This is a genomic window from Stutzerimonas balearica DSM 6083, from assembly GCF_000818015.1.
In the GTDB taxonomy this organism is placed as follows: domain Bacteria; phylum Pseudomonadota; class Gammaproteobacteria; order Pseudomonadales; family Pseudomonadaceae; genus Stutzerimonas; species Stutzerimonas balearica.
On sequence record NZ_CP007511.1, the window covers coordinates 221,511 to 240,986 of the forward strand.

The 19,476-nt window shown below is 64.2% G+C and carries 16 protein-coding genes; all 16 read right to left on the minus strand.

The window, feature by feature from the left end; translation table 11 throughout:
• Nucleotides 1-14 precede the first annotated feature (14 nt).
• The 16 genes from tssH to CL52_RS01010 all read right to left on the minus strand — a co-directional run bounded on the left by tssH (nucleotide 15) and on the right by CL52_RS01010 (nucleotide 19,461).
• On the minus strand, nucleotides 15-2,615 hold the full coding sequence (gene tssH, locus CL52_RS00935) for a type VI secretion system ATPase TssH (RefSeq protein WP_043217891.1): 2,601 nt from the start codon (nucleotides 2,613-2,615) through the stop codon (nucleotides 15-17).
• Between the two features lie 9 nt (nucleotides 2,616-2,624).
• Nucleotides 2,625-3,698, minus strand: coding sequence for a type VI secretion system baseplate subunit TssG (tssG, locus tag CL52_RS00940; RefSeq protein ID WP_082041960.1), 1,074 nt, complete (start codon nucleotides 3,696-3,698; stop codon nucleotides 2,625-2,627).
• A complete protein-coding gene (tssF, locus tag CL52_RS00945) occupies nucleotides 3,662-5,452 on the minus strand; it encodes a type VI secretion system baseplate subunit TssF (RefSeq protein ID WP_043217892.1) in 1,791 nt (596 codons plus the stop codon). The genes tssG and tssF overlap by 37 nt, the downstream gene beginning before the upstream one ends.
• Before the next feature lie 54 nt (nucleotides 5,453-5,506).
• On the minus strand, nucleotides 5,507-6,217 hold the full coding sequence (locus CL52_RS21390) for a hypothetical protein (RefSeq protein ID WP_235366385.1): 711 nt from the start codon (nucleotides 6,215-6,217) through the stop codon (nucleotides 5,507-5,509).
• On the minus strand, nucleotides 6,204-6,839 hold the full coding sequence (locus CL52_RS00955) for a DUF2931 family protein (protein ID WP_043217893.1): 636 nt from the start codon (nucleotides 6,837-6,839) through the stop codon (nucleotides 6,204-6,206). The genes CL52_RS21390 and CL52_RS00955 overlap by 14 nt, the downstream gene beginning before the upstream one ends.
• Nucleotides 6,836-8,755, minus strand: a complete 1,920-nt coding sequence (locus tag CL52_RS00960; protein ID WP_043217894.1) for a PAAR domain-containing protein — start codon at nucleotides 8,753-8,755, stop codon at nucleotides 6,836-6,838. The genes CL52_RS00955 and CL52_RS00960 overlap by 4 nt, the downstream gene beginning before the upstream one ends.
• Before the next feature lie 9 nt (nucleotides 8,756-8,764).
• Entirely contained in the window at nucleotides 8,765-9,172 is a 408-nt protein-coding gene (gene tssE, locus CL52_RS00965; protein WP_041108826.1) for a type VI secretion system baseplate subunit TssE, read from the minus strand.
• Between the two features lie 4 nt (nucleotides 9,173-9,176).
• A complete protein-coding gene (gene tssC / locus CL52_RS00970; RefSeq protein ID WP_043217895.1) occupies nucleotides 9,177-10,655 on the minus strand; it encodes a type VI secretion system contractile sheath large subunit in 1,479 nt (492 codons plus the stop codon).
• A 26-nt stretch (nucleotides 10,656-10,681) separates the two neighbouring features.
• Nucleotides 10,682-11,188 carry a type VI secretion system contractile sheath small subunit gene (tssB, locus tag CL52_RS00975; RefSeq protein WP_041108822.1) on the minus strand — a complete coding sequence of 169 codons (507 nt, stop codon included), beginning with the start codon at nucleotides 11,186-11,188 and terminating at the stop codon, nucleotides 10,682-10,684.
• 32 nt (nucleotides 11,189-11,220) lie between these two features.
• Nucleotides 11,221-12,783, minus strand: a complete 1,563-nt coding sequence (gene tssA / locus CL52_RS00980; RefSeq protein WP_043217897.1) for a type VI secretion system protein TssA — start codon at nucleotides 12,781-12,783, stop codon at nucleotides 11,221-11,223.
• Nucleotides 12,784-13,130: 347 nt separating this feature from the next.
• On the minus strand, nucleotides 13,131-14,033 hold the full coding sequence (locus tag CL52_RS00985; RefSeq protein WP_043217898.1) for a D-hexose-6-phosphate mutarotase: 903 nt from the start codon (nucleotides 14,031-14,033) through the stop codon (nucleotides 13,131-13,133).
• Between the two features lie 113 nt (nucleotides 14,034-14,146).
• Nucleotides 14,147-14,836 carry an ABC transporter permease gene (locus tag CL52_RS00990; protein WP_043217900.1) on the minus strand — a complete coding sequence of 230 codons (690 nt, stop codon included), beginning with the start codon at nucleotides 14,834-14,836 and terminating at the stop codon, nucleotides 14,147-14,149.
• Nucleotides 14,833-15,528: an ABC transporter permease gene (locus tag CL52_RS00995; RefSeq protein WP_041108814.1), complete on the minus strand. Its 696-nt coding sequence runs from the start codon at nucleotides 15,526-15,528 to the stop codon at nucleotides 14,833-14,835. The genes CL52_RS00990 and CL52_RS00995 overlap by 4 nt, the downstream gene beginning before the upstream one ends.
• A gap of 115 nt (nucleotides 15,529-15,643) precedes the next feature.
• Nucleotides 15,644-16,399 carry an ABC transporter substrate-binding protein gene (locus CL52_RS01000; RefSeq protein ID WP_041108813.1) on the minus strand — a complete coding sequence of 252 codons (756 nt, stop codon included), beginning with the start codon at nucleotides 16,397-16,399 and terminating at the stop codon, nucleotides 15,644-15,646.
• Nucleotides 16,400-16,414: 15 nt separating this feature from the next.
• Nucleotides 16,415-17,188 carry an ABC transporter ATP-binding protein gene (locus CL52_RS01005; protein ID WP_041108811.1) on the minus strand — a complete coding sequence of 258 codons (774 nt, stop codon included), beginning with the start codon at nucleotides 17,186-17,188 and terminating at the stop codon, nucleotides 16,415-16,417.
• A gap of 236 nt (nucleotides 17,189-17,424) precedes the next feature.
• The gene (locus CL52_RS01010) at nucleotides 17,425-19,461 is read right to left on the minus strand and encodes a BCCT family transporter (RefSeq protein ID WP_043217903.1); all 2,037 of its coding nucleotides are present in this window, start codon (nucleotides 19,459-19,461) and stop codon (nucleotides 17,425-17,427) included.
• Nucleotides 19,462-19,476: the final 15 nt, after the last annotated feature.

The window sequence follows — 19,476 nt, forward strand, 5'->3', positions numbered from 1 at the left end:
TCACCGCCGAGACCTTAAGCGAACTCACAGACAACCGCTCCATCACCGTCGAGTGTGGCATGCACCTGCTGCAGGGCTTCGCCGTTGGCCATGGCAGCGAGCAGGCGGTCGACCACCTGCGGCTGCAAGGTCTGGTCGATCAGGTGGTCGATCAGCCGCGCGCCGCTCTCGCTGTGCGTGCAGCGTTCGGCGAGGTGATCGACCAGCGCCTCGCAATGGCTGAAGCGCAGATTGCGGCGGGCCAGCCGTTCGCCGAAGCGCGCCAGCTTGACGCCCACCAGTTCGGCCAGCACCTTGCCGGCGACCGGGTAGTAGGGCACCACCTTCATGCGCCCGAGCAGCGCCGGCTTGAAGTGACGGCTCAAGGCGGGGCGGATGGCCGTCTCCAGGTCTTCGGCCGCGGGGCGCTGGCCGGCGGCGCACAGGCGTGCGATCTCGTCGCTGGCGAGGTTGCTGGTCATCAGGATCAGGGTGTTGCGGAAGTTGATCTCGCGGCCTTCGCCGTCGTTGGCCACGCCCTTGTCGAAGATCTGATAGAAGACATTCATCACGTCCGGATCGGCCTTCTCGACCTCGTCGAGCAGCACGACGGAATAGGGCTTCTGCCGCACCGCCTCGGTGAGCATGCCGCCTTCGCCGTAGCCGACGTAGCCGGGCGGCGCACCGATCAGCCGTGAGACCGTGTGCTTTTCCTGGAGCTCGGACATGTTGATGGTGGTGAGGAAGCGCTCACCGCCATACAGCAGGTCGGCCAGGGCCAGCGCGGTTTCGGTCTTGCCGACGCCGCTGGGGCCGACCAGCAGGAACACGCCGACGGGCGCGTCGGGGCGGTTCAGGCCGGCGGCGGTGGCGCGCATGGCCCGGTCCAGCGCAGCGACCGCCTGTTCCTGGCCGCGTACACGCTGGCGCAGGTCGTCGGCGAAGCTCAGCACCTTGCTGTTGTGTTCGCGCGCCAGCTGCGACAGCGGCACGCCGGTCCAGTGGCTGATCACTTCGGCCACCAGGCGTGGGCAGACCTCGAAGCTGACCAGCCGCTCGCTGGCCTGGGCTGCCGCCAGCTCGGCCTGCAGCGTACGTAGCTCGGCTTCCAACTGCTCGAGGCTCGGGCGTGGTTCGTCGCTGGCGCCCTCGTCATTGCCCAGGCGCGCGGCGGCGCATTGCTTGCGTTGTTCCAGCAGGCGTTCGGCGAGATCACGCTGCACCGCCCAGCGGGTTTCCACCTGCTCCAGGTCGGCGCGAGCGGCGACCAGGCGGTCCTCCAGAGCATCCAGGGCGTCGTGGTCGACGATCAGGCCGGCGTCCAGGTCGCGGCGCATGGCTTCGCCCTGCCGTTCACCTTCGGCGATCTCGCCACGCAGGCGTTCCAGCGCCTCGGGGGCAGCAGCCAGGCTGATGCGCACGCGGGCGCAGGCGGTGTCGAGCACGTCCACGGCCTTGTCCGGTAGCTGTCGGCCAGCCAGGTAGCGTGCCGACAGTTCGGCCGCGGCGACCACGGCATCGTCGCGCAGGTAAATGCCGTGGCTCTTCTCGTACACCGGCGCCAGGCCACGAAGGATGGTGACCGCCTCGTCGACTGTGGGCTCGTGCAACTGCACCGGCTGGAAGCGCCGCGCCAGCGCCGGGTCCTTCTCGAAGTACTTCTTGTATTCGCTCCAGGTGGTCGCCGCGATGGTGCGCAGCTCGCCGCGCGCCAGGGCCGGTTTGAGCAGGTTGGCCGCATCGCCACTACCAGCCTGGCCGCCGGCGCCGATCAGCGTGTGCGCCTCGTCGATGAACAGGATGGTCGGTTTGGCGGCGCTCTTGACCTCGTCGATCACGCCCTGCAGCCGACGCTCGAACTCACCTTTGACGCTGGCGCCGGCCTGCAGCAGGCCGAGGTCGAGGCAGAGCAGTTCGACGTTCTTCAGCGTCTCCGGTACTTCGCCAGCGGCGATGCGCAGGGCCAGGCCCTCGACAATGGCGCTCTTGCCGACGCCCGCTTCGCCGACCACGATCGGGTTGCTCTTGCGGCGGCGGGCCAGGATGTCGATCAGCTGGCGGATCGCGCCGTCGCGGCACAGCACCGGGTCGAGCTTGCCGTCGCGGGCCTGCTGGGTGAAGTTGTGGGTGAAGCGCGCCAGGTTCGATTCGCCGCTCGCGGCCGGTTTTCCGGGCGCCGTCTGGGGTTGCTGCGCCAGCGCAAAGTCACGCACGCGCTCGATATTCAGCCGCGCCAGCAGCGGCTGGTAGCGGCTGCCGGCATAGCGCATCGGGTTGCGCAGCAGCGCGAGCAACAGCGCGGCCTGATCGATCTGGCTCTGGCCGAGTTCGAGGTTGCCGACCAGCAGGGCGTCCTGCAGCCACTGCACCAGCTCGGCGGAAAATACCGGGTTGCGCGATTCGCTGTGCTCGCCGCGGGCCTGCAGGGCCTGGGCCAGCTCGCCAGCGTCCACCCCGGCGTCCTGCAGGGCGCGTAACAGCAGGCCGTCGGCGCGCTCGAGCAAACCGAGCAGCAGGTCTTCGACCAGGATCTTGCTGCCGCCGCGTACCACGCAGCGTTCGGCGGCGCCTTCCAGGTCGCGCTTGGTCGGCGCGTCGAGCGCCTGGACGAGTTGTTGCAGGTCTACGTTGATCATGTCGGTTCCTTAATGAAGCTTGCTGCCGAGGGTGACCATGCCGTCGGCCCGTTCGGTGCCGAGCCAGCTGGTCCAGCCGAGGCGGCAGGGGTTTCCTTCCCCGATGCGCAGCTCGCGGATGTCGTCCTGGCGCAAGGCCAGGCGGATGTCGTAGTCCAGCGGGTCGCGCAGGGTGAAGCGCACCAGCGCGCAGAGCGGCTGGTAGCCCGTGCCGACCGGCAGGAATTCGTGAAAGCGGTCCCAGCTGAGCTGGCGGATGTGGATGCGGAACTTGCCGCCGCGGTCGCGTACCCGTTCGCCCAGCACGAGGTTTTCGCCGAGCTGACTGTTGGCGCGGCCGAGGCGGTTCTGCTGCTCGCCGAGGATGTCGACCTGGCGCTCCAGGCATTGCTCGATGCGCAGGTCGGCATGCTTGAAGTAGTAGCGCAGCACCGACTCGATCAGCGCCGCCGAATGCGCGCGCAGGCTGAGCAGGCCGAGGTAGGGCAACAGGCGCTTCCAGTTCAGCTCGCTCGCCGCGCGGATCTGCTCGCCGCCGAGCCCGATGAGGGCGAACAGCTGTTCGGACAGCGGGTCGCGCGCGCCCGTGGTGAAGCGCGCGTAGTAGCGGTACTTCTGCCAGATCGGCAGCAGCAGGCGCTGCAGGCGGTCGTTGAACAGGTCGAGAAATTCGCGCGTCGGGTTGCCGTCGATGCTGTCGCCCAGCGCCTGGTCGGCATAGAAGGCTGGCAGCGGCGAGCCGGCGCCGAACAGGCTGACGAGGTTCAGCCGCAGCCGGGCGCGCCAGCCGCGGTCGTCCTCGTAGAACTCGACGGCGTCGATATCGGTGCCGGGAAAACCAAGGCTCGGGTTGGCCTGGAAGTCCAGGCGCTCATATAGGGCCTGCTCGTCGAGCTCCGGATGCACCGCGCGCAGGCGATCCAGCGCCAGCAACACGCCCTGGAACAGGCTGTACTCGCGAATGCCCTGGCTCAGCCGGCCGAGCCCGGCGCCGTGCGGCCCGCTGCTCAGAGCAGGGGCTGTTGCGCTCAAAGTAGTTGTTGCACTCAAAGTAGGGGCTGCTGCCCCATGCGCGGCGTCCATTGGTACACCTCTCCCTGTGTACTGCTCACGCGCAGCTCGTGGTACGAGTTGAGGCTGGCGTAGAGTGCGAAGAATTCGTTGAGCACCGAGGCGAACAGGAACAGGTCGCCTTCGCCCAGGTAACCGTCCGGGTCCATGGTCAGTTCGGTCCGCACGCCGCGCACCGGCAGGCCGCGGTGCAGGCGGTCTACATGCTGATGGGCGATGGCTTTCAGCCCGCCGAGCAGGCGCTTGCTGACCTTCTCGGCGTGCTGGTCGTAGTAGCGCGGCAGGTCGTAGGTCTCGAGGATCACCTTGAGCGCCTCGACGTTGGCCAGCGACAGGTAGTTGAGCGACATGTTGCTGATCAGCTTCCACAGGAAGTCGCGGTGCAGCGGCGGCGCATAGCTCGGCGTGACCGGGCTGATGTTGCGAAAGGTGAGGAATTCGGGCGTGTCCTCGCTGGGCAGGCAGATGTCGCCCAGGCGCAGCTCGCGCGGCAGGTTCTGGTTGGTGCAGGTCAGCTCGATCGACAGCGTTTCGTGGCCGTCCAGATCACGCAGGCCGAACGCCAGGTAGGTTTCCAGGCCATCGCCGAGCAGCGACGGTTGCTGGCGGACGCTGTAGTGCGGGCGCGCCAGGGGTACGTCAAAGCTGGGGTCGTGCTCGAAGGATTCGAACGGCACGTACTCCTCGTAGCCCTTGCCGCCCGGCTTCCAGCCAGTGACCCGGTTGACCGAGAAGATGCCGCAGCCGCTGCTGTCCAGCTCGGCGGGGCGCACCAGGTACTGGTCCTGCTTGCCGTCCAGGCGCACCGGGATGGCATCGTGCTCGAACAGGTTGACCACCGGCGTGCAGTACAGCCGCACGTTGTCGCGCGTCGGCCGGATGCGCTGCGCGCCGGCCTTGCGGATGTCGAAGCGCAGCTCGAAGCCGCGCGCCTGCTCCAGGCGCTCCTTTGGCAGGCGTTGCAGCGCGTCGAGGCCGCCGAGGTCGACAAAGAGAAATTTCTCCTGGAAGGCGAAGTATTCCTGCAGATGCCGGTAGCCGCGAAAGGTGTTGAGTGGGTAGGGGATCAGCGCCTCGTCCTCGGCGAAACCGACCGGCTCCACCTTGCCGGCCTCCAGCGTCAGGGGCGGCAACGGCAGGCCCTGGGCGTCGGTGAATGGCTTGCCCTGGGCATCCAATGCGATCAGCTGAATACCATCGAGATGGCGCAGCAGGCTGAGGTAGAGCATCTGGCTGACGTAACGCTCGCCGGCCAGGTGCAGCCGCAGCCGGCGCACGTCGACCTCGCCCAGGTGGCCATCGGCGGTCATGCCCAGACGCAGGCTCAGCAAGGCGCCGTCGCCCTTGACCGAGTAGTTCAGCTCGGTCAGTTCCAGCGGCAGCACCTCGGTGGCATAGGCCGTGCGGAAACGGCAGGTCACTCCGCGTACCGGCTTGGCCTCGACTGGCGTGTGACGCGGCACGCTGAGCGCCTTGCCACTGCGCTTGACTGGATCGAACTGCAGCATGCTGAACGCCGGCAGCGGCCGCATGTAATTCGGCCACAGCAGGTGCATCAGCGAGTGGGTCAGCTCCGGCAGCTCGTCGTCGAGTTTCTGCCGCAACCGCCCGGTGAGGAAGGCGAAGCCTTCGAGCAGGCGCTCGACATCCGGATCGCGTCCAGCCTGCCCGAGGAACGGCGCCAGCGCCGGGCTGCGCTCGGAAAAGCGCTTGCCCAGCTGGCGCAGGGCGGTGAGTTCGCTTTGGTAGTGATGGTTGAAGGACATTGCTAACGGTTCATCCTTGTCGTTACGTATCCGACGCGCTTAAGCGGGGCTCTCCTAGCGTCGGCGGTAGCATCCCGTGCTGGATCCCATGGCCACGAGCAGGCAGTTGCCGCGTGGCGCCAGCCTCATCTTGTGGAAGAAGGCCCTCGGCTCGCCTTCCTGAAGGAGGGTTCGTATAACCGTGAAGTGGCGTTCGTCGGGCAATACGTCTGCCCATACGAAGTGGTCGTCGGCACCGGCGGCGCGTATGCCGAGCATCATCAGCGCGCGACCAGCGCGTATCGGCAGAACTGCGTCCTCGATTTCGCTGGCATTCCAGACCGTCTGTTGCTCGCTATCGTCGTCAAACAACCATCGGACTTCGAGAGGGGTCTGCATGGCATCGAGGGACATCGAGAAACTGCTGAGCCGGTAGTTCTCGTGTTTCTCCGCTGCCGCCGAAGGTTCGGTGAAGTCGGTGGTAGCAATACCTAGCGTCTCTTTGGGCGGGATGGGCTTCGGCCTGACGTCCAGTTCAACCTGTCCGTCGACCATGGACCAGCGGCCCCTCGCATTGATGTCGGTGGAGCCGTAGTAAAGCACCGCCTCGAACGTACCCTGCTCACGAAGCAGCAGCTGTGAGCCCATTTCCATCACGCCGACCAGTTCGTAATGTCCGGCCAGCTCACGCGGTGGCGGGGACGTGCTGCTGCAAGCGGCTAATGTCAGCGCGAGGGCGGCGAGTGCCGTGCGGGCGCAGGACGAAGAGAATTTACCAAGAGCCATAGGGCACTCCATGCTGCTCGATATAGGCCTTGGCTTTGTCGGAAAGCGGACGATGTTCTCCGTTGGACTTCCCGCCGTATGGTCCGACCTTGCTGATAGCCGCTTCGAAGCGACCGATTTCGATGGATTGCAGGCAGGGGCCTCCTACCCAGGCCTTGGCTATGCCTCCGGGAGCCAAGCCAATGGTGATGTCTTTGCGAAATTGCCCATCCAGCCATTTGCCCTGAAAGTGGCAATAGCCTCGCTGAGGCTTGAGCATCTCCTCGCGCACCCACTCGGGAATATTGATTCGTACGTTGTAGGTCTGCGGCTCGACCATCGACTGCCAGCGCACAAACACGATTTCCGGCAGATCGATGCCGGGTAGATCCTTACCGGCTCCTCCCGCTGGATGCTTGGGCCAGCCGTCGACCTTGCCTGTATAGGACGGGACCCCGCCACTGACCCGCTCGTAGGCCAGCCCCCGGCGGTCGATTACATCCACGCTTTCCACCCAGACTTCCATGTGTTCAGGTGCGAATACACCGACATACCAGGCGTTATAGGGGAGTTTCGGTTGAGCCTGGCTACTGGTGCAGCCGCAGAGCAAAAGGATGGTGCAAGCGAGAACAAGAGTTTTCATTCCGGATAGCCCTGCTGTGGCTTGTTGCTATAGACCAGGCGAACATTGGGCGCTGGTTTGCTGATAAGCAGGCCGCTGGTTGGCTTCCAGTGTGCAGACAGATGGATATAGCGCGTACGGAGCAGGCGTTCTTCGTCTTCGTCCAGGTCGTAACGGCCTCCTTTGGAAAAAGCCATCAGCTTCTCGGCAATTCCCTGGAGATCCTCGGGCAGCGCGGTTGCGCTTTCCTTTTCATCAATGAAGTCGAAAGGAACGCCTTGGCGCACTGCCAGTTCCCGCATCACGCGTAAATACACTAGCGCTAGCTCGCCACGTATCGGACGCTCAATGGTTACCAGGCCTAACATCAATTCCTCCGGCGGATGGTTAACACCGCGGGGGTGGATTTTGCGGATGGGGCGAACGTCTTTTTTAAGCTGACTCTCCGGAAACCCGAGAGCCTTCCACTTCTCATATTGCCGCTCGGTTTTGCTCCAGGCGTGTGTACGTTCAACTGGAGCCCCCGCGGGCACCGTGGATGTGACAGGACGACTCAGGATCAGCTTTTCCTGGGCAATCGGGAGATAGCCACCACCGATATCCGAGTGCGCGCCGGGAAGGGCTATCTCCTGATGATGCGGAGCCACGCTATTGAGCGCGAAGTTCCAGCGCATCTCATCTCGAGCCGTGAGCTGGACTACCTTGCGTGCGCAACCCGGAGGAAGGTACAGGTTGACGCCGGGATTAAGGTGGTCAGCAGGGCTGAAGTCCCAGCTGAACGGGTCGGCCACGGCCGCCACCGTATCGAACAGACCGATGAAATTAATCTGAACGTTGGTGGCCCAGTCGAATTTCGCGCTAAACCCAGGTGCCTGCGCATTGAATAAACTCGCCAGGACGCCGCTTTTCGATTTGAGTATTTCGTTGGCGAAGTGACGAGCCGCAGCAGCCCCGCGACTGAATCCAAAGATGTCGAGTTCCAGCCCTTCGATCTCAAGATCGGGGTTATTACCCAGCAGGCGGTCCAGCGACTCTTGGATCTTCTGCGGGCTTTGCATCACGCGGGCCACCACACCGGTATCGCCCATGCCCGTAGCCAGCCCGTATGCCGAGTCTTCTTCGCCGCTGCTGGTGCCGATCCCCTCGAGATAAGCCTTGATACTGGCGCTGCGCTCGCCTCCCGCCAGGCTCCGAGTCGCATCGTCCTGGTACAGGTCGAACAACCGCGCCACGTTGCTCGGCGCGTTGCCGTAGCTATTGTCCGGCGTCTGGGTGAAGAAGCCTTTGCCTTCGCTGTCGCTGAAGCCATGAGCCCGGCAATACTCGACGACTTCGCCGAGGGTGCGCTCGTCCAGCAGGGTCAGGTCGTCCTGGCGACACTTTTCGGTCACCGCCGCATTGGCCAGGTTGTTGCCGGTACCGTCGAAGAACACGCCGATTCGCAGGGTGATGGCCTGGCGCGCCTGTTGCTGCGGCTGCTCGGCCAGCTCCTCTTCTTCGTCTTCCTCTTCAACGCCCAACGGCGCGAGGTCACCCGGCTCTTCCTGCCAGGTGCGGGCTATCGGTTCAGATGAGCGAAAGGCCTCGGCGACAGCGGCCGCCGCAGTAACTGCCTTGGCAATTCTAAGGGCGGCAGGCGCGAGGAAGGGCGCCGCGTTGTGGCTGCTGCCGATGACCACCGTACCCGAACCGGCGGTGACGACATTGCCGTGGTTGCCCACACTGCCCACCACCGCAGCCGGCTTGCCATTGATCAGCACGGTGGGTATCACCGCGCTGGCCATCGCTCCGCCGCAGGCCGAGGCGTCGCCCATGCGTGCGGCCGGCAGGCCGTCGAACAGCACGTCGGGCGAGCCGGCTTCGATCGGGTTGTTGCCATGACCCGGGACGGGACAGGCGGTGGGGTCGCCCAGGCGGGCGGCGGGTTTACCGGACATGGCGCTTCCTTACTCCACGCTGACTTGGCCGCTGCCGTCCAGGCGTGCGGAGAAACTGACCTGTCGCTTGCAGCCTTCGATCTCCAGCAGGCCTTCGATGGCGAAGGCGAGCGTGAGCGGATCGTGATCGCGCGGCAGCGGTACCACACGGACCTGGCGCAGGCGGGGTTCGTACGCTTCGATGAAGCGTTCGATGGCGGCACGCGCCTGCTGCAGCGAGTCGTGCAGCGAGAGGCGCATGTCGTTCAAATCGGGCAACCCGTAGTCGGGCAGCGTCTGCACGCTGCCCGCCCGGGTGCTGAGCATCTTGGTCAGATGGGCAGCCACCGAGGCCATCGCCGCGATCTCGCGGCTCCAGCCGGCGCGCCGATCGGCGTCGCCACCGAGGCGCTCGAAGAGGCTGCCGTATCCGTTCAAGTGCTTATTCCTTGTCCAGCTTGCCGACCAGCGACAGGGTGAAGTCGGCGCCCATGTACTTGAAGTGCGGGCGCACGTTCAGGCTGACGCGGTACCAGCCCGGCTCGCCTTCTACATCGCTGACGACGACCTGGGCGGCGCGCAGCGGCCGGCGGCTGCGGACTTCGGCGCTGGGGTTTTCCTGGTCGGCGACGAACTGGCGGATCCACTTGTTCAGTTCCAGTTCGAGGTCGGTGCGCTCTTTCCAGGCGCCGATCTGCTCGCGCTGCAGCACCTTCAGGTAGTGCGCCAGGCGGTTGACGATGAACAGATACGGCAGCTGGGTGCCGAGCTTGTAGTTCAGCTCAGCGTTCTTGCCTTCCTCGCTGTTGCCGAAGAACTTCGGCTTTTGCGCGGAGTTGGCCGAGAAGAACGCGGCGTTGTCGCTGCCCTTGCGCATGGTCAGGGCGATGAAGCCTTCCTCGGCCAGCTCATATTCGCGGCGGTCGGAGACCAGCACCTCGGTCGGGATCTTGGTCTCGATCTCGCCCATGCTCTCGAAGTGGTGCAGCGGCAGGTCTTCCACCGCGCCGCCGCTCTGCGGGCCGATGATGTTCGGGCACCAGCGGAACTTGGCGAAACTGTCGGTCAGGCGGCTGGCGAAGGTGTAGGCGGTGTTGCCCCACAGGTAGTGCTCGTGGCTGCCGGCGACGTTTTCCTTGTAGACGAAGGATTTGACCGGGTTGTCTTCCGGGTCGTAGGGGTTGCGCAGGAGGAAGCGCGGTACGGTCAGGCCGACGTAGCGGGCGTCTTCCTGCTCGCGGAAGCTTTGCCATTTGGCGAACTGCGGGCCATCGAAATGATCCTTCAGGTCCTTCAGGTCCGGCAGGCCGGTGAAGCTTTCCAGGCCGAAGAATTTCGGGCCAGCGGCGGCGATGAAGGGCGCGTGGGACATGCTGGCGACCGATGCCACGTACTGCATCGTCTTGATGTCGGGGGCGCTCGGGTCGAAGAAGTAGTTCGCGATCAGCGCGCCGACCGGCTGGCCACCGAACTGGCCGTACTCGGCGGTATAGATGTGCTTGTACAGGCCCGACTGGACGACTTCCGGGCTGTCCTCGAAGTCATCCAGCAGGTCCTGCTTGGAGGCGTTGAGGATTTCCAGCTTGATGTTCTCGCGGAAATTGGTGCGGTCGACCAGCAACTTGAGGCCGCGCCAGGAGGATTCGAGCGCCTGGAATTGCGGATGATGGAGGATCTCGTCCATCTGCTGGCTGAGCTTGGCGTCGATCTCCGCGATCATGCGGTCGACCAGCGCCTTCTTCACCGGCTCGTGCTCGTTCTGTGGCTTGAGCAGTTCTTCGATGAAGGCCGATACGCCGCGCTTGGCGATGTCGTAGGCCTCGTCGTCAGGGGTCAGTTTGGTCTCGGCGATGATCCGGTCGAGAATGCCGAGGTCGGCGAGGTTGTTGCCGCTGTCGACGGCTGCTGCGCTAGTGCTCATGGTGTTGGCGTTCCTTGTCCAGGTGATCAGGCGTCCAGGTGTTCTTTCGCGGCCAGGCCCAGCTCGCCGAGCACGCGCTCGCGCGAATCGTCATCGGCCAGCACGCTTTCGATGGCCTTGCGGAAGGCCGGGGCATTGCCCAGCGGGCCCTTGAGGGCGACCAGGGCGTCGCGCAGCTCCATCAGCTTCTTCAGCTCCGGGACCTGCTCAACCAGGTTGGCCGGGTTGAAGTCCTTCATCGAGTTGATGCGCAGCTGCACCGCCAGCTCGTCATCGGTCTGCTCGTCCTGTAGGCGGTTCGGCACGCCGAAGGTGAGGTTCAGCTCCTGCTTGGCCAGGACTTCATCGAAGCTGTTCTTGTCGATGGCGATGGGCTTGCGGTCTTCGATCTTGCGATCGTCGGCGCGCTGGGTGAAATCGCCGAGCACCATGAGTTTCAGCGGCAGTTCGATCTCTTCCTGAGCGCCGCCGGTGGCGGGCTTGAAGGTGACGTTGATGCGTTCCTTGGGGGCTACCGAGCCTTCTTTGGCCATGGGTGTTCTCCTTGAATGGGTGGCCCGGGGGCCTAATCGAGCACCACCTCGAGATCGAGGTGGCACAGCCTGCGATAGATCTCGTCCTTGCTTTCGCGTACCGCGTGGTTCTGCGGCAGCACTTCGCAGCAGTGGTGCAACAGGCGCAGCACTTCCAGGGCGAGATCGGGTTCCCAGTCGCCAAGGCCGGTGGCGCTCAGCGTCTGGTCGAGTGATTCGAGTTGGGTCTTGGCCAGTTCGTGTTTCTTCGCCTGCATGCACAGGCGCGCCAGGGCGAGCTGCCAGTGGAAGCGCTCACGTCCGCCGTGGGCGCCGGCCAGGCCGGCCTTGAGTTGCTGCACAGCGGCTTTCAGGCCGTCCTTGCGTAGCAGGGGCAGGCTCTGTTCGAGTGCGCTTTCCCAGGCCGGCAGCTGGCCTGCTGCAACCGGCGTCGGCTCGCGGTGCGTGTCCGGCGTTTGCAGGTGCGGCAATACCTGGCTGGCGATCCAGGCTCGGGTCTCGGCATCGGCAAAAGGCACGCCGTCGTGGAAGCGCAGCTCGTCGAGGCCGGGCAACCGCTGGAGGAACAGCGCCAGCTGAATCTCCACCTCACGCATGGCCAGCGGTGCATCGAGGGCCTGCAGGCATTCCCAGACCAGCCGCTGGCCGTCGAGCCAGAAGGGTGCGCGGGCGATGCTGGTTTCCAGATCCACGGCCAGTTCGGCGAAGGCGCCCTGGTCAAAGCGCTCCTTGAAGCTGGCCAGCTTGTCGGTGGGCAGGCCGCGCAGCGCAGTGATCTGTTCGGCGTTGCGTTCGGGCAGCGCCTCGATGCCGAGCCACAGCAGGGTGCGCGAGAGGCGCAGCGGCTTGAGGTCGGTGGCCTTTTGCTTGAGCCACCAGGCGGCCAGCGGGCGGGCCTGTTCCTGCAAGGCGCGCAGGGTTTTTTGTGCGTCCTTGTCGCTGTCGATTGGTGTGCTGCCGCTCAGCACTTGCGTGGCGACCTGCTTGACCTGAGCGATGGCGGCGCCGACCGCGCCGGGTTGGGGTTTGTCCTGTGTGGCCCTGCGGATCATGCCGTCGAGCTGGCGGCAGAGCGGCAACAGCAGCGGAGCGTCTTCACCCAGCGCATTGGACAGGCAGGCTTCCAGGCCGTGCAGGCTATCGGCGAGGGCGCGGAACAGGGCGAGCTGCTCACCGACCGGCACCTCGTCGGTCAGGACCTGCTCGAGTCGCGGCACCAGCCAGCTGATCGCGGCGCCGCGGGTGCGCGGCTTGCGGGGATGCAACGTGTGCCAATGTTCGGCACAGAGGCGATGGATGGCCTCGAGTCCGGCATGCAGCCCGCTGAAGGACTCGCGCTGGTACAGACTCCAGGCGAGCCAGGCTGCAATGCGAAGGTCCTTCGACTGGGTCTCGAGCAGAAGCTCGCAGCCGCTGCGAACCTTCTGCCAGTCGATCACCGCGGTTGCATGCACGGCCGTCGCCTTGGCCAGCTCATGCTCGAGCAGCTCGAACTCGCTGCTGTAACGTACGTCGTCGCCCGCGAAGCTCGCCTCGCCGATCGGGCGAGTAACCAGCTGAAGATAATGTTTGCTCAGCGCAGAAGAAAAGGTCATCGTGACTCTAAGTTCATCCGTGAACTCGGCGGCCAATACTTAATATCCGATTAAGCGGGCCATAAAAGGCAGGCGGCGCAGAAAGTTGCGCAGCTGTTTGCGCAACAAATTGCGCAAGCCTTATGGGGCGTGCATCCTAGACGGGCCCTGGCGCCTTCCTCAAGCGTTAAAACGTGACTCGTGTAGCAGCGATTAATATTGTTCTGAAATGAGGTGGAACTTTAAGAACTGTGATTTTCTTCAAATTAAAAAGAAAAGTCGCAGGCCATTGAAGTTGGTCACGCAATAGTCGGCAATTACTTACAGGCAAGGGTGCGCTGGTTCACGGCGGAGATGTGGCAGGCTTGTTAGGCCTGCGAATTAGCCAGAAAGCGAACGCCAAGGGTATGGCACTCGCCGGGCGCGAGTCGGCGGGCATCATCGAGGACGTTGGCGGTTTCGATGCACAGCATGCGCTGCCAGGCATCGGTTGCAAATTGCGACAGGCGCTTGGACTTCTCGATCCAGGGGGTCCAGAGGATTGCCGAGCGAGACCCTGTACTCAGCAGCTGGAGGCTGCGCCTTCCAGCGGTATCGACGAGCGTGAGCGTGTCGGCCAGCGCCAGATAGATGCGGTCCGTTTCGCCATGGAACCTGAGGTCGCCCTGTTGTTCATGGTTCTGCCAGTCGGCCAGCGTATCGACATAGGGGCAGGCGTCGAGGCCGGCCACGCGCGTCTGATGGATGTCAGCCGTGGCCAGGTAGCTGTGCAGGGCCTGGCTGATGCTGACCGGATGATCGTCGAGGTTTCGACTGCTGAGGCTCACTTCCAGCGCTTCGCCGAGGCGGATGCGCAGGGTGACCTCGACCCGGTGTGGCCACCCGGGCAGCTCGCCGGCGGCCGCCGCGGCGCAGGTGAGTTCGATGGTGGCGGCATCCGCTTCGCAGGCGCTGGTCACCACCTGCCAGTCGATGGCCCGCACCAGACCGTGGAACGGTGCGCTCTGGGTCCCCGCATACTGGTTGCGGATCGCTTGTGGATTACGTGCCAGATCGCCGAACCAGGGCCAGCAGACCGGGATGCCGCCACGTACCGGCTGGCCACGCTCGAAGGTCGCCTGCTCGCTGAGCCAGATGACGGGCTCCATGCCGTCCTGGCCGTAGCGGAGTATCTGAGCGCCCTGTTCGGCGACCAGCAGCTCACTGCTGCCGCGGCGCAGGCGCCAGCAGGCGAGTTGACCCATTTCGATGCGCTGGATATCGACGAGCATGGTTTGGCTCCTTGGCAAGATCGGACAGGTGGGTCAGACCGCTGGGACGCTCAGGGATTCGCCCGAGCGCCGGCATGAAACGGTGCGCCCGGCTGCACAGCAGCCGGTGCCGGTCAGCGCCCCTGGCAGGCGTCGACCCGCAGCCAGCGCTCGAGTGCCTTGAAACCCTGCATGAGGATGAAGGCGATCACCAGGTAGATCAGGCCGGCGGTGAGGAACATTTCCTCATGCATGTAGGTGCGCGCGGCGATCTTGCGGGCCATGCCGGTCAGTTCCAGCAGGGTGATGGTGCTGGCCAGGGCGCTGGCCTTGAGCATCAGGATCACCTCGTTGCTGTACGCAGGCAGGCCGATGCGCGTGGCGCGCGGCAGGATGATGTGCAACAGCGCCTGGCTGCGCGACATGCCCAGCGCCCGTGCGGCCTCGATCTCTCCGTGCGGCACGTTCTGGATCGCGCCGCGAATGATCTCGGCGATATAGGCGGCGGTGTGCATGGTCATGGTGATGATCGCGCACCAGTACGGGTCGCGCAGGTACGGCCAGAGCGCGCTCTGGCGCACCGCGTCGAACTGCGCCATGCCGTAGTAGACGAGAAACAGCTGGACCAGTAGCGGCGTGCCACGAAAGAAAAAGATGTAGGCATAGGGCAGGGCGCGCACCGGGAAATGCCGCGAGGCCCGCGCGATGCCCAGGGGTAAGGCGAAGATCAACCCGGCGATCACCGAGATGCCCACCAGCTGTAGCGTCAGCCAGGCGCCTTCGAGAAAGCTCGGCAGCCACTTGATGAAGAGGTCCCAACTCATGTGGCGCTCCTCACGAAGCCGCGGCCGGCGCGTTTTTCCAGGAAATGCATGCCGGTCATCGCCAGGATGGTCAGGCACAGGTAGATGAAGGCGGCGACGAGGAAGAAGGTGAATGGCTCCTTGCTCGCGGTCACGGCGATCTGCGACTGGCGCATGATCTCTTCGAGACCGATTACCGAGACCAGCGCGGTGTCCTTCATCAGGATCATGAACAGGTTGCCCAGGCCGGGCAGCGCCAGGCGCCACATCTGCGGCAGGATCAGGCGCAGGAAAATGCGCCGCTTGCCCAGACCGAGCGCCAGGCCGGCCTCACGATGGCCCTTGGGAATCGCCAGCAACGCGCCGCGAAACACTTCGGTGGCATAGGCGCCGAAGCACAGGCCGAGGGCGATGGTGCCGGCGACGAACGGGCTGAGCGCCAGGTTCTCGATGCCGAACAGCTCGCCAATCGCGCGTACCAGGCCGATGGTACCGAAGTAGATCAGCAGCACCCAGAGCAGCTCGGGTACGCCGCGAACGATCGTCGAATAGGTGCCGCCCAGCCAGCGTAACGCGCTGAGCGGTGAGGTCTTGGCCAAGGCGCCGAGCAGGCCGAGCACCAGCCCGAGTGCAAGGGAGGCCAGGGCCAGTTGAATGGTCATCCAGGTGCCGGCGGCCAGCGCCGGACCGAAGCCGTGAAGGTCGGGAATCATAGTCGCTCAAACACCGAAGCCCGGCATTCCGGCCCCGAGAGAGGTCTGCGCCCGCTTGTGACCGGCGCCGCCTGCCTCGGGGCCTGGCGTCATGCCGGGCCTCGGTTCGGTTGGATCAGTAGATGCTGAACGGGAAGTACTTGTCGTTGATCTGCTTGTAGGTGCCGTCAGCGATGATTTCGGCCAGAGCCTTGTTCAGGCGCTCGCGCAGTTCGTCGTTGCCCTTGCGCACGGCGATGGCGATCTTGTCGTCATCGAATACCGGCTCGCCCTTGAACTCGAAGTCCTTGCCGGCGTCGCTCTTGAGCCATTCCCACTGCACGAAGGTGTCGGCGAGGATGCCATCGACGCGTCCGGCAGCAAGGTCCAGATAGGCGTTTTCCTGGGTGTCGTAGAGCTTGATGTCAACCACGTCGTCGAGGTTGTCTTCCAGCCAGGTGCCGGCGATGGTGGCCCGCTGGGCGCCGATGACCTTGCCGTCCAGGTAGTCCTTGTCGGTCTTGAAGTCCACCGACTTGGGCGCCACGTACTGCAGCTTGTTGGTGTAGTAGTGATCGGTGAAGTCCACCGCCTGCTTGCGCTCTTCGGTGACCGACATGGAGGCGGCGAGGAAGTCGAATTTGCCGGCGTTCAGTGCGGGAATGATGCCGTCCCAGTCGGAGGTGACCACTTCGCACTCGACCTTCATCTTGGCGCACAGCGCGTGGGCGATATCGAGATCGAAGCCGACTACCTTGCCGCTGGCGTCGATCAGGTTGAAGGGTGGGTAGGCCCCTTCGGTGCCGATTCTGAGTTTTTCCGCGGCGAATGCCTGAGCACCGAGGACCAGGGAAACGGCGGCGGTCAGCAGGATCTTCTTATAGCTCTTCATGCAGTTGTTGCTCCGTTAACGATGGCTGGACATGAATTGTTTACAGCGCGCCGATTGCGGGTTGTCAAATACCTGCTCGGGCGTTCCGTGCTCCTCGACCAGCCCCTGATGAAGAAATACCACCTCGCTGGAGACCTGCTTGGCGAAATTCATCTCATGGGTGACCAGCAGCATGGTCCGGCCTTCCTCGGCGAGCGACCGGATTACGCTAAGCACTTCCTGTACCATCTCCGGGTCAAGCGCCGAGGTGGGCTCGTCGAAGAGGATTACCTTCGGCTGCATCGCCAGGGTGCGGGCGATGGCCGCGCGCTGCTGCTGGCCGCCGGAGAGCTGGTTCGGATAGACGTGGCGCTTGTCGGCGATGCCGACCTTGGCCAGCAGCGCCTCGGCCACCTCGGTGGCCTCGGCCTTGCTCTGGCCGAGCACGCGACGCGGCGCCTCGATGATGTTGTCGAGAATCGTCATGTGCGGCCAGAGATTGAAGTTCTGGAAGACGAAGCCCAATTCGCTGCGGATGCGATTGAGCTGCTTGCCATCGGCCGCGACCAGATCGCCTGCCTTGTCGCGCTTGAGCTTGAGCTGCTCGCCAGCGACGTAGATCTCGCCCTCGTTGGGGTTTTCCAGGAGGTTGATACAGCGCAGAAAGGTGGACTTGCCGGAGCCCGAAGAGCCAAGGATGGAAATCACATCGCCATCGCGAGCGGTCAGCGAGATGCCTTTGAGTACTTCCAGATCGCCGTAGCGCTTGTGCAGGTTGCGGATTTCCAGTGCGGGTATGGCCTCGGCCATGCGTGTTCCTCTGTGCAGGCCGGCTCTAGCCCCTGTGGCCTGGTTTTCGAATGTGTGCGCTCCGGCGGGCGGCTCGCCATCCTGGCGAGGCGCAAAGCTAGCATGCGCTCGGGCGGTCGCCAAGCGCGAAGCGCGTCGCTGCGACCGCAGTCAGGCGGCGAAAAGCGCCTATCACGCAGCTTGTACGCCAACCCGCCAAACTGTCCGAACGGTCGAGAAAAACGCCCGGCAACGGTTCAGCGCGCAGGCTGTTGTGCCTCGTTGTTGAGCATCTCGTCGTGCTCTTCCATGCGCCAGGGCAGGCTGCCGGGTGAAATGTGTAGGAAGTGCAGGTACTTCTCGAACTGATCGAGGATGTCGCTGATGATGTCCTGCTGGTCATAGCCATAGATGTCGTAGGACTGGCCGCCACGGCGCAGGAACACCTCGGCGCGATAGTAATGCTCGTCGCCGTCGGCACTGGTCGGCTGCGCAAACGAGGGCGTGGCGTAGCTCATCAGGCGGATTTCGTAGATGAAATCCAGCTGGTCGTCCTTGATCACCTCCAGATACAGCCGCGCATTCTGCTCGTCGACGTGCACTTCGGCGGGCCAGCCCTGTTCGACGAGGCCGCGTTGCACGCGGCGCATGGCCTTGAGCACCGTCGAGCCCATGAACGCCTCGACTTCCTCACGCGCCGGGAAATTCACCAGGCCGGCCAGGCGGCGCTTCCAGACGCCTGGCCCGGTCGCGCTGAGCCGGCCGCCCTGCGCCTGCGATTGCAGGTTGAGCTGGTGGCCTTCGATCACCAGCGCGCGCCACATGCCGAGCGCGATCAGCATCATCAGAACGCAGAACGGCAGGCCGCTGGTGATGGCCATGGTCTGCAATGCGCTGAGCCCGCCGGCGAGCAGCAGCGTTGCGGCGACCAGGCCTTCGATGCTGGCCCAGAACACGCGCTGCCAGACGGGCGTCTGCGCCGCGCCGCCAGCGGCGATCGAGTCGATGACCAGCGAGCCGGAGTCCGAGGACGTCACAAAGAAGGTGACGATCAGGATCACCGCCAGCAGCGAGGCGAAGGCGCTCAGCGGCAGCTGTTCGAACAGCTTGAACAGGGCGATGGCATGGTCGGCCTGGACCTCCTGGATTAACGCCGTATAGCCCTCGACCATGATCAGGTGCAGGGCGGTGTCGCCGAACACCGAGAACCAGAAGAAGGTGAACAGCGTCGGCACGATCATCACGCCGAAGACGAACTGGCGGATCGTGCGGCCGCGGCTGATCTTGGCGATGAACAGGCCGACGAAAGGCGACCAGGAGATCGTCCAGCCGAAGATGAACAGCGTCCAGTTGCCGATCCAGTCGCTGCGGCTGTAGGCCTGCAGGTTGAAGGTGCGCTCGACGATATTGTTCAGGTAGCTGCCGGTGTTCTGCAGGAAGGTTTCGAGAATGAAGATGGTCGGCCCGACCGCGAGCACGAACAGCATCAGCAGGGTAGCGAGCAGGATGTTGAGCAGCGAAAGGTTTTTCACGCCCTTGTCGAGCCCGGCGACCACCGAGGCGATGGCCATCAGCGTGATGATGACGATCGCCACCACCTGTACCCACTCGCTTACCGGAATGCTGGGCCACAGGTAATTCAGGCCGGCGTTGATCTGGGTGACCGACAGGCCCAGCGTGGTGGCGATGCCGAACAGTGTGCCGAGGATCACCAGTACATCGACGAAGTGGCCGATCGGCCCATAGATCCGGTCGCCGATCAGCGGATAGAGCGCCGAGCGCAGCGACAACGGCAAGCCGTGACGAAAGGCGAAATAGGCCAGCGCCAGGCCGACGATGCCGAAGATGCCCCAGATATGGAAACCCCAGTGGAAGAATGCGATCTGCATGGCCTGCTTGGCCGCGTCCACGGTTTCCGGTGCACCGGCCGGCGGTGTCGAGTAATGCAGTACCGGCTCGGCGACGCCGAAGAACAGCAGGGCGATTCCGTAGCCGGCGGAAAACAGCATGGCGAACCAGGCGGGGAAGCTGTACTGCGGCTCGGCATGGTCCGGGCCGAGCTTGATGTTGCCCCATTTGGTGAGCGCAATGCCGACGATGAAGATCAGGAAGAACGCCACCGAAAGCATGTAGAACCAGCCGAACGAGCGGGTGATGTAGGCGAGTACGGCATCGAAGGTCTGCGCGGCGAGGCTCGGGTTGCTGATTGTTCCGATCACCAGCAGCAGAGTGATCGCGACGGCGGGAATGAACACCGGATAGACGATGATGGCCTTGGGTAGTTTTCTATCCATGGGGCTGTCTCCAGG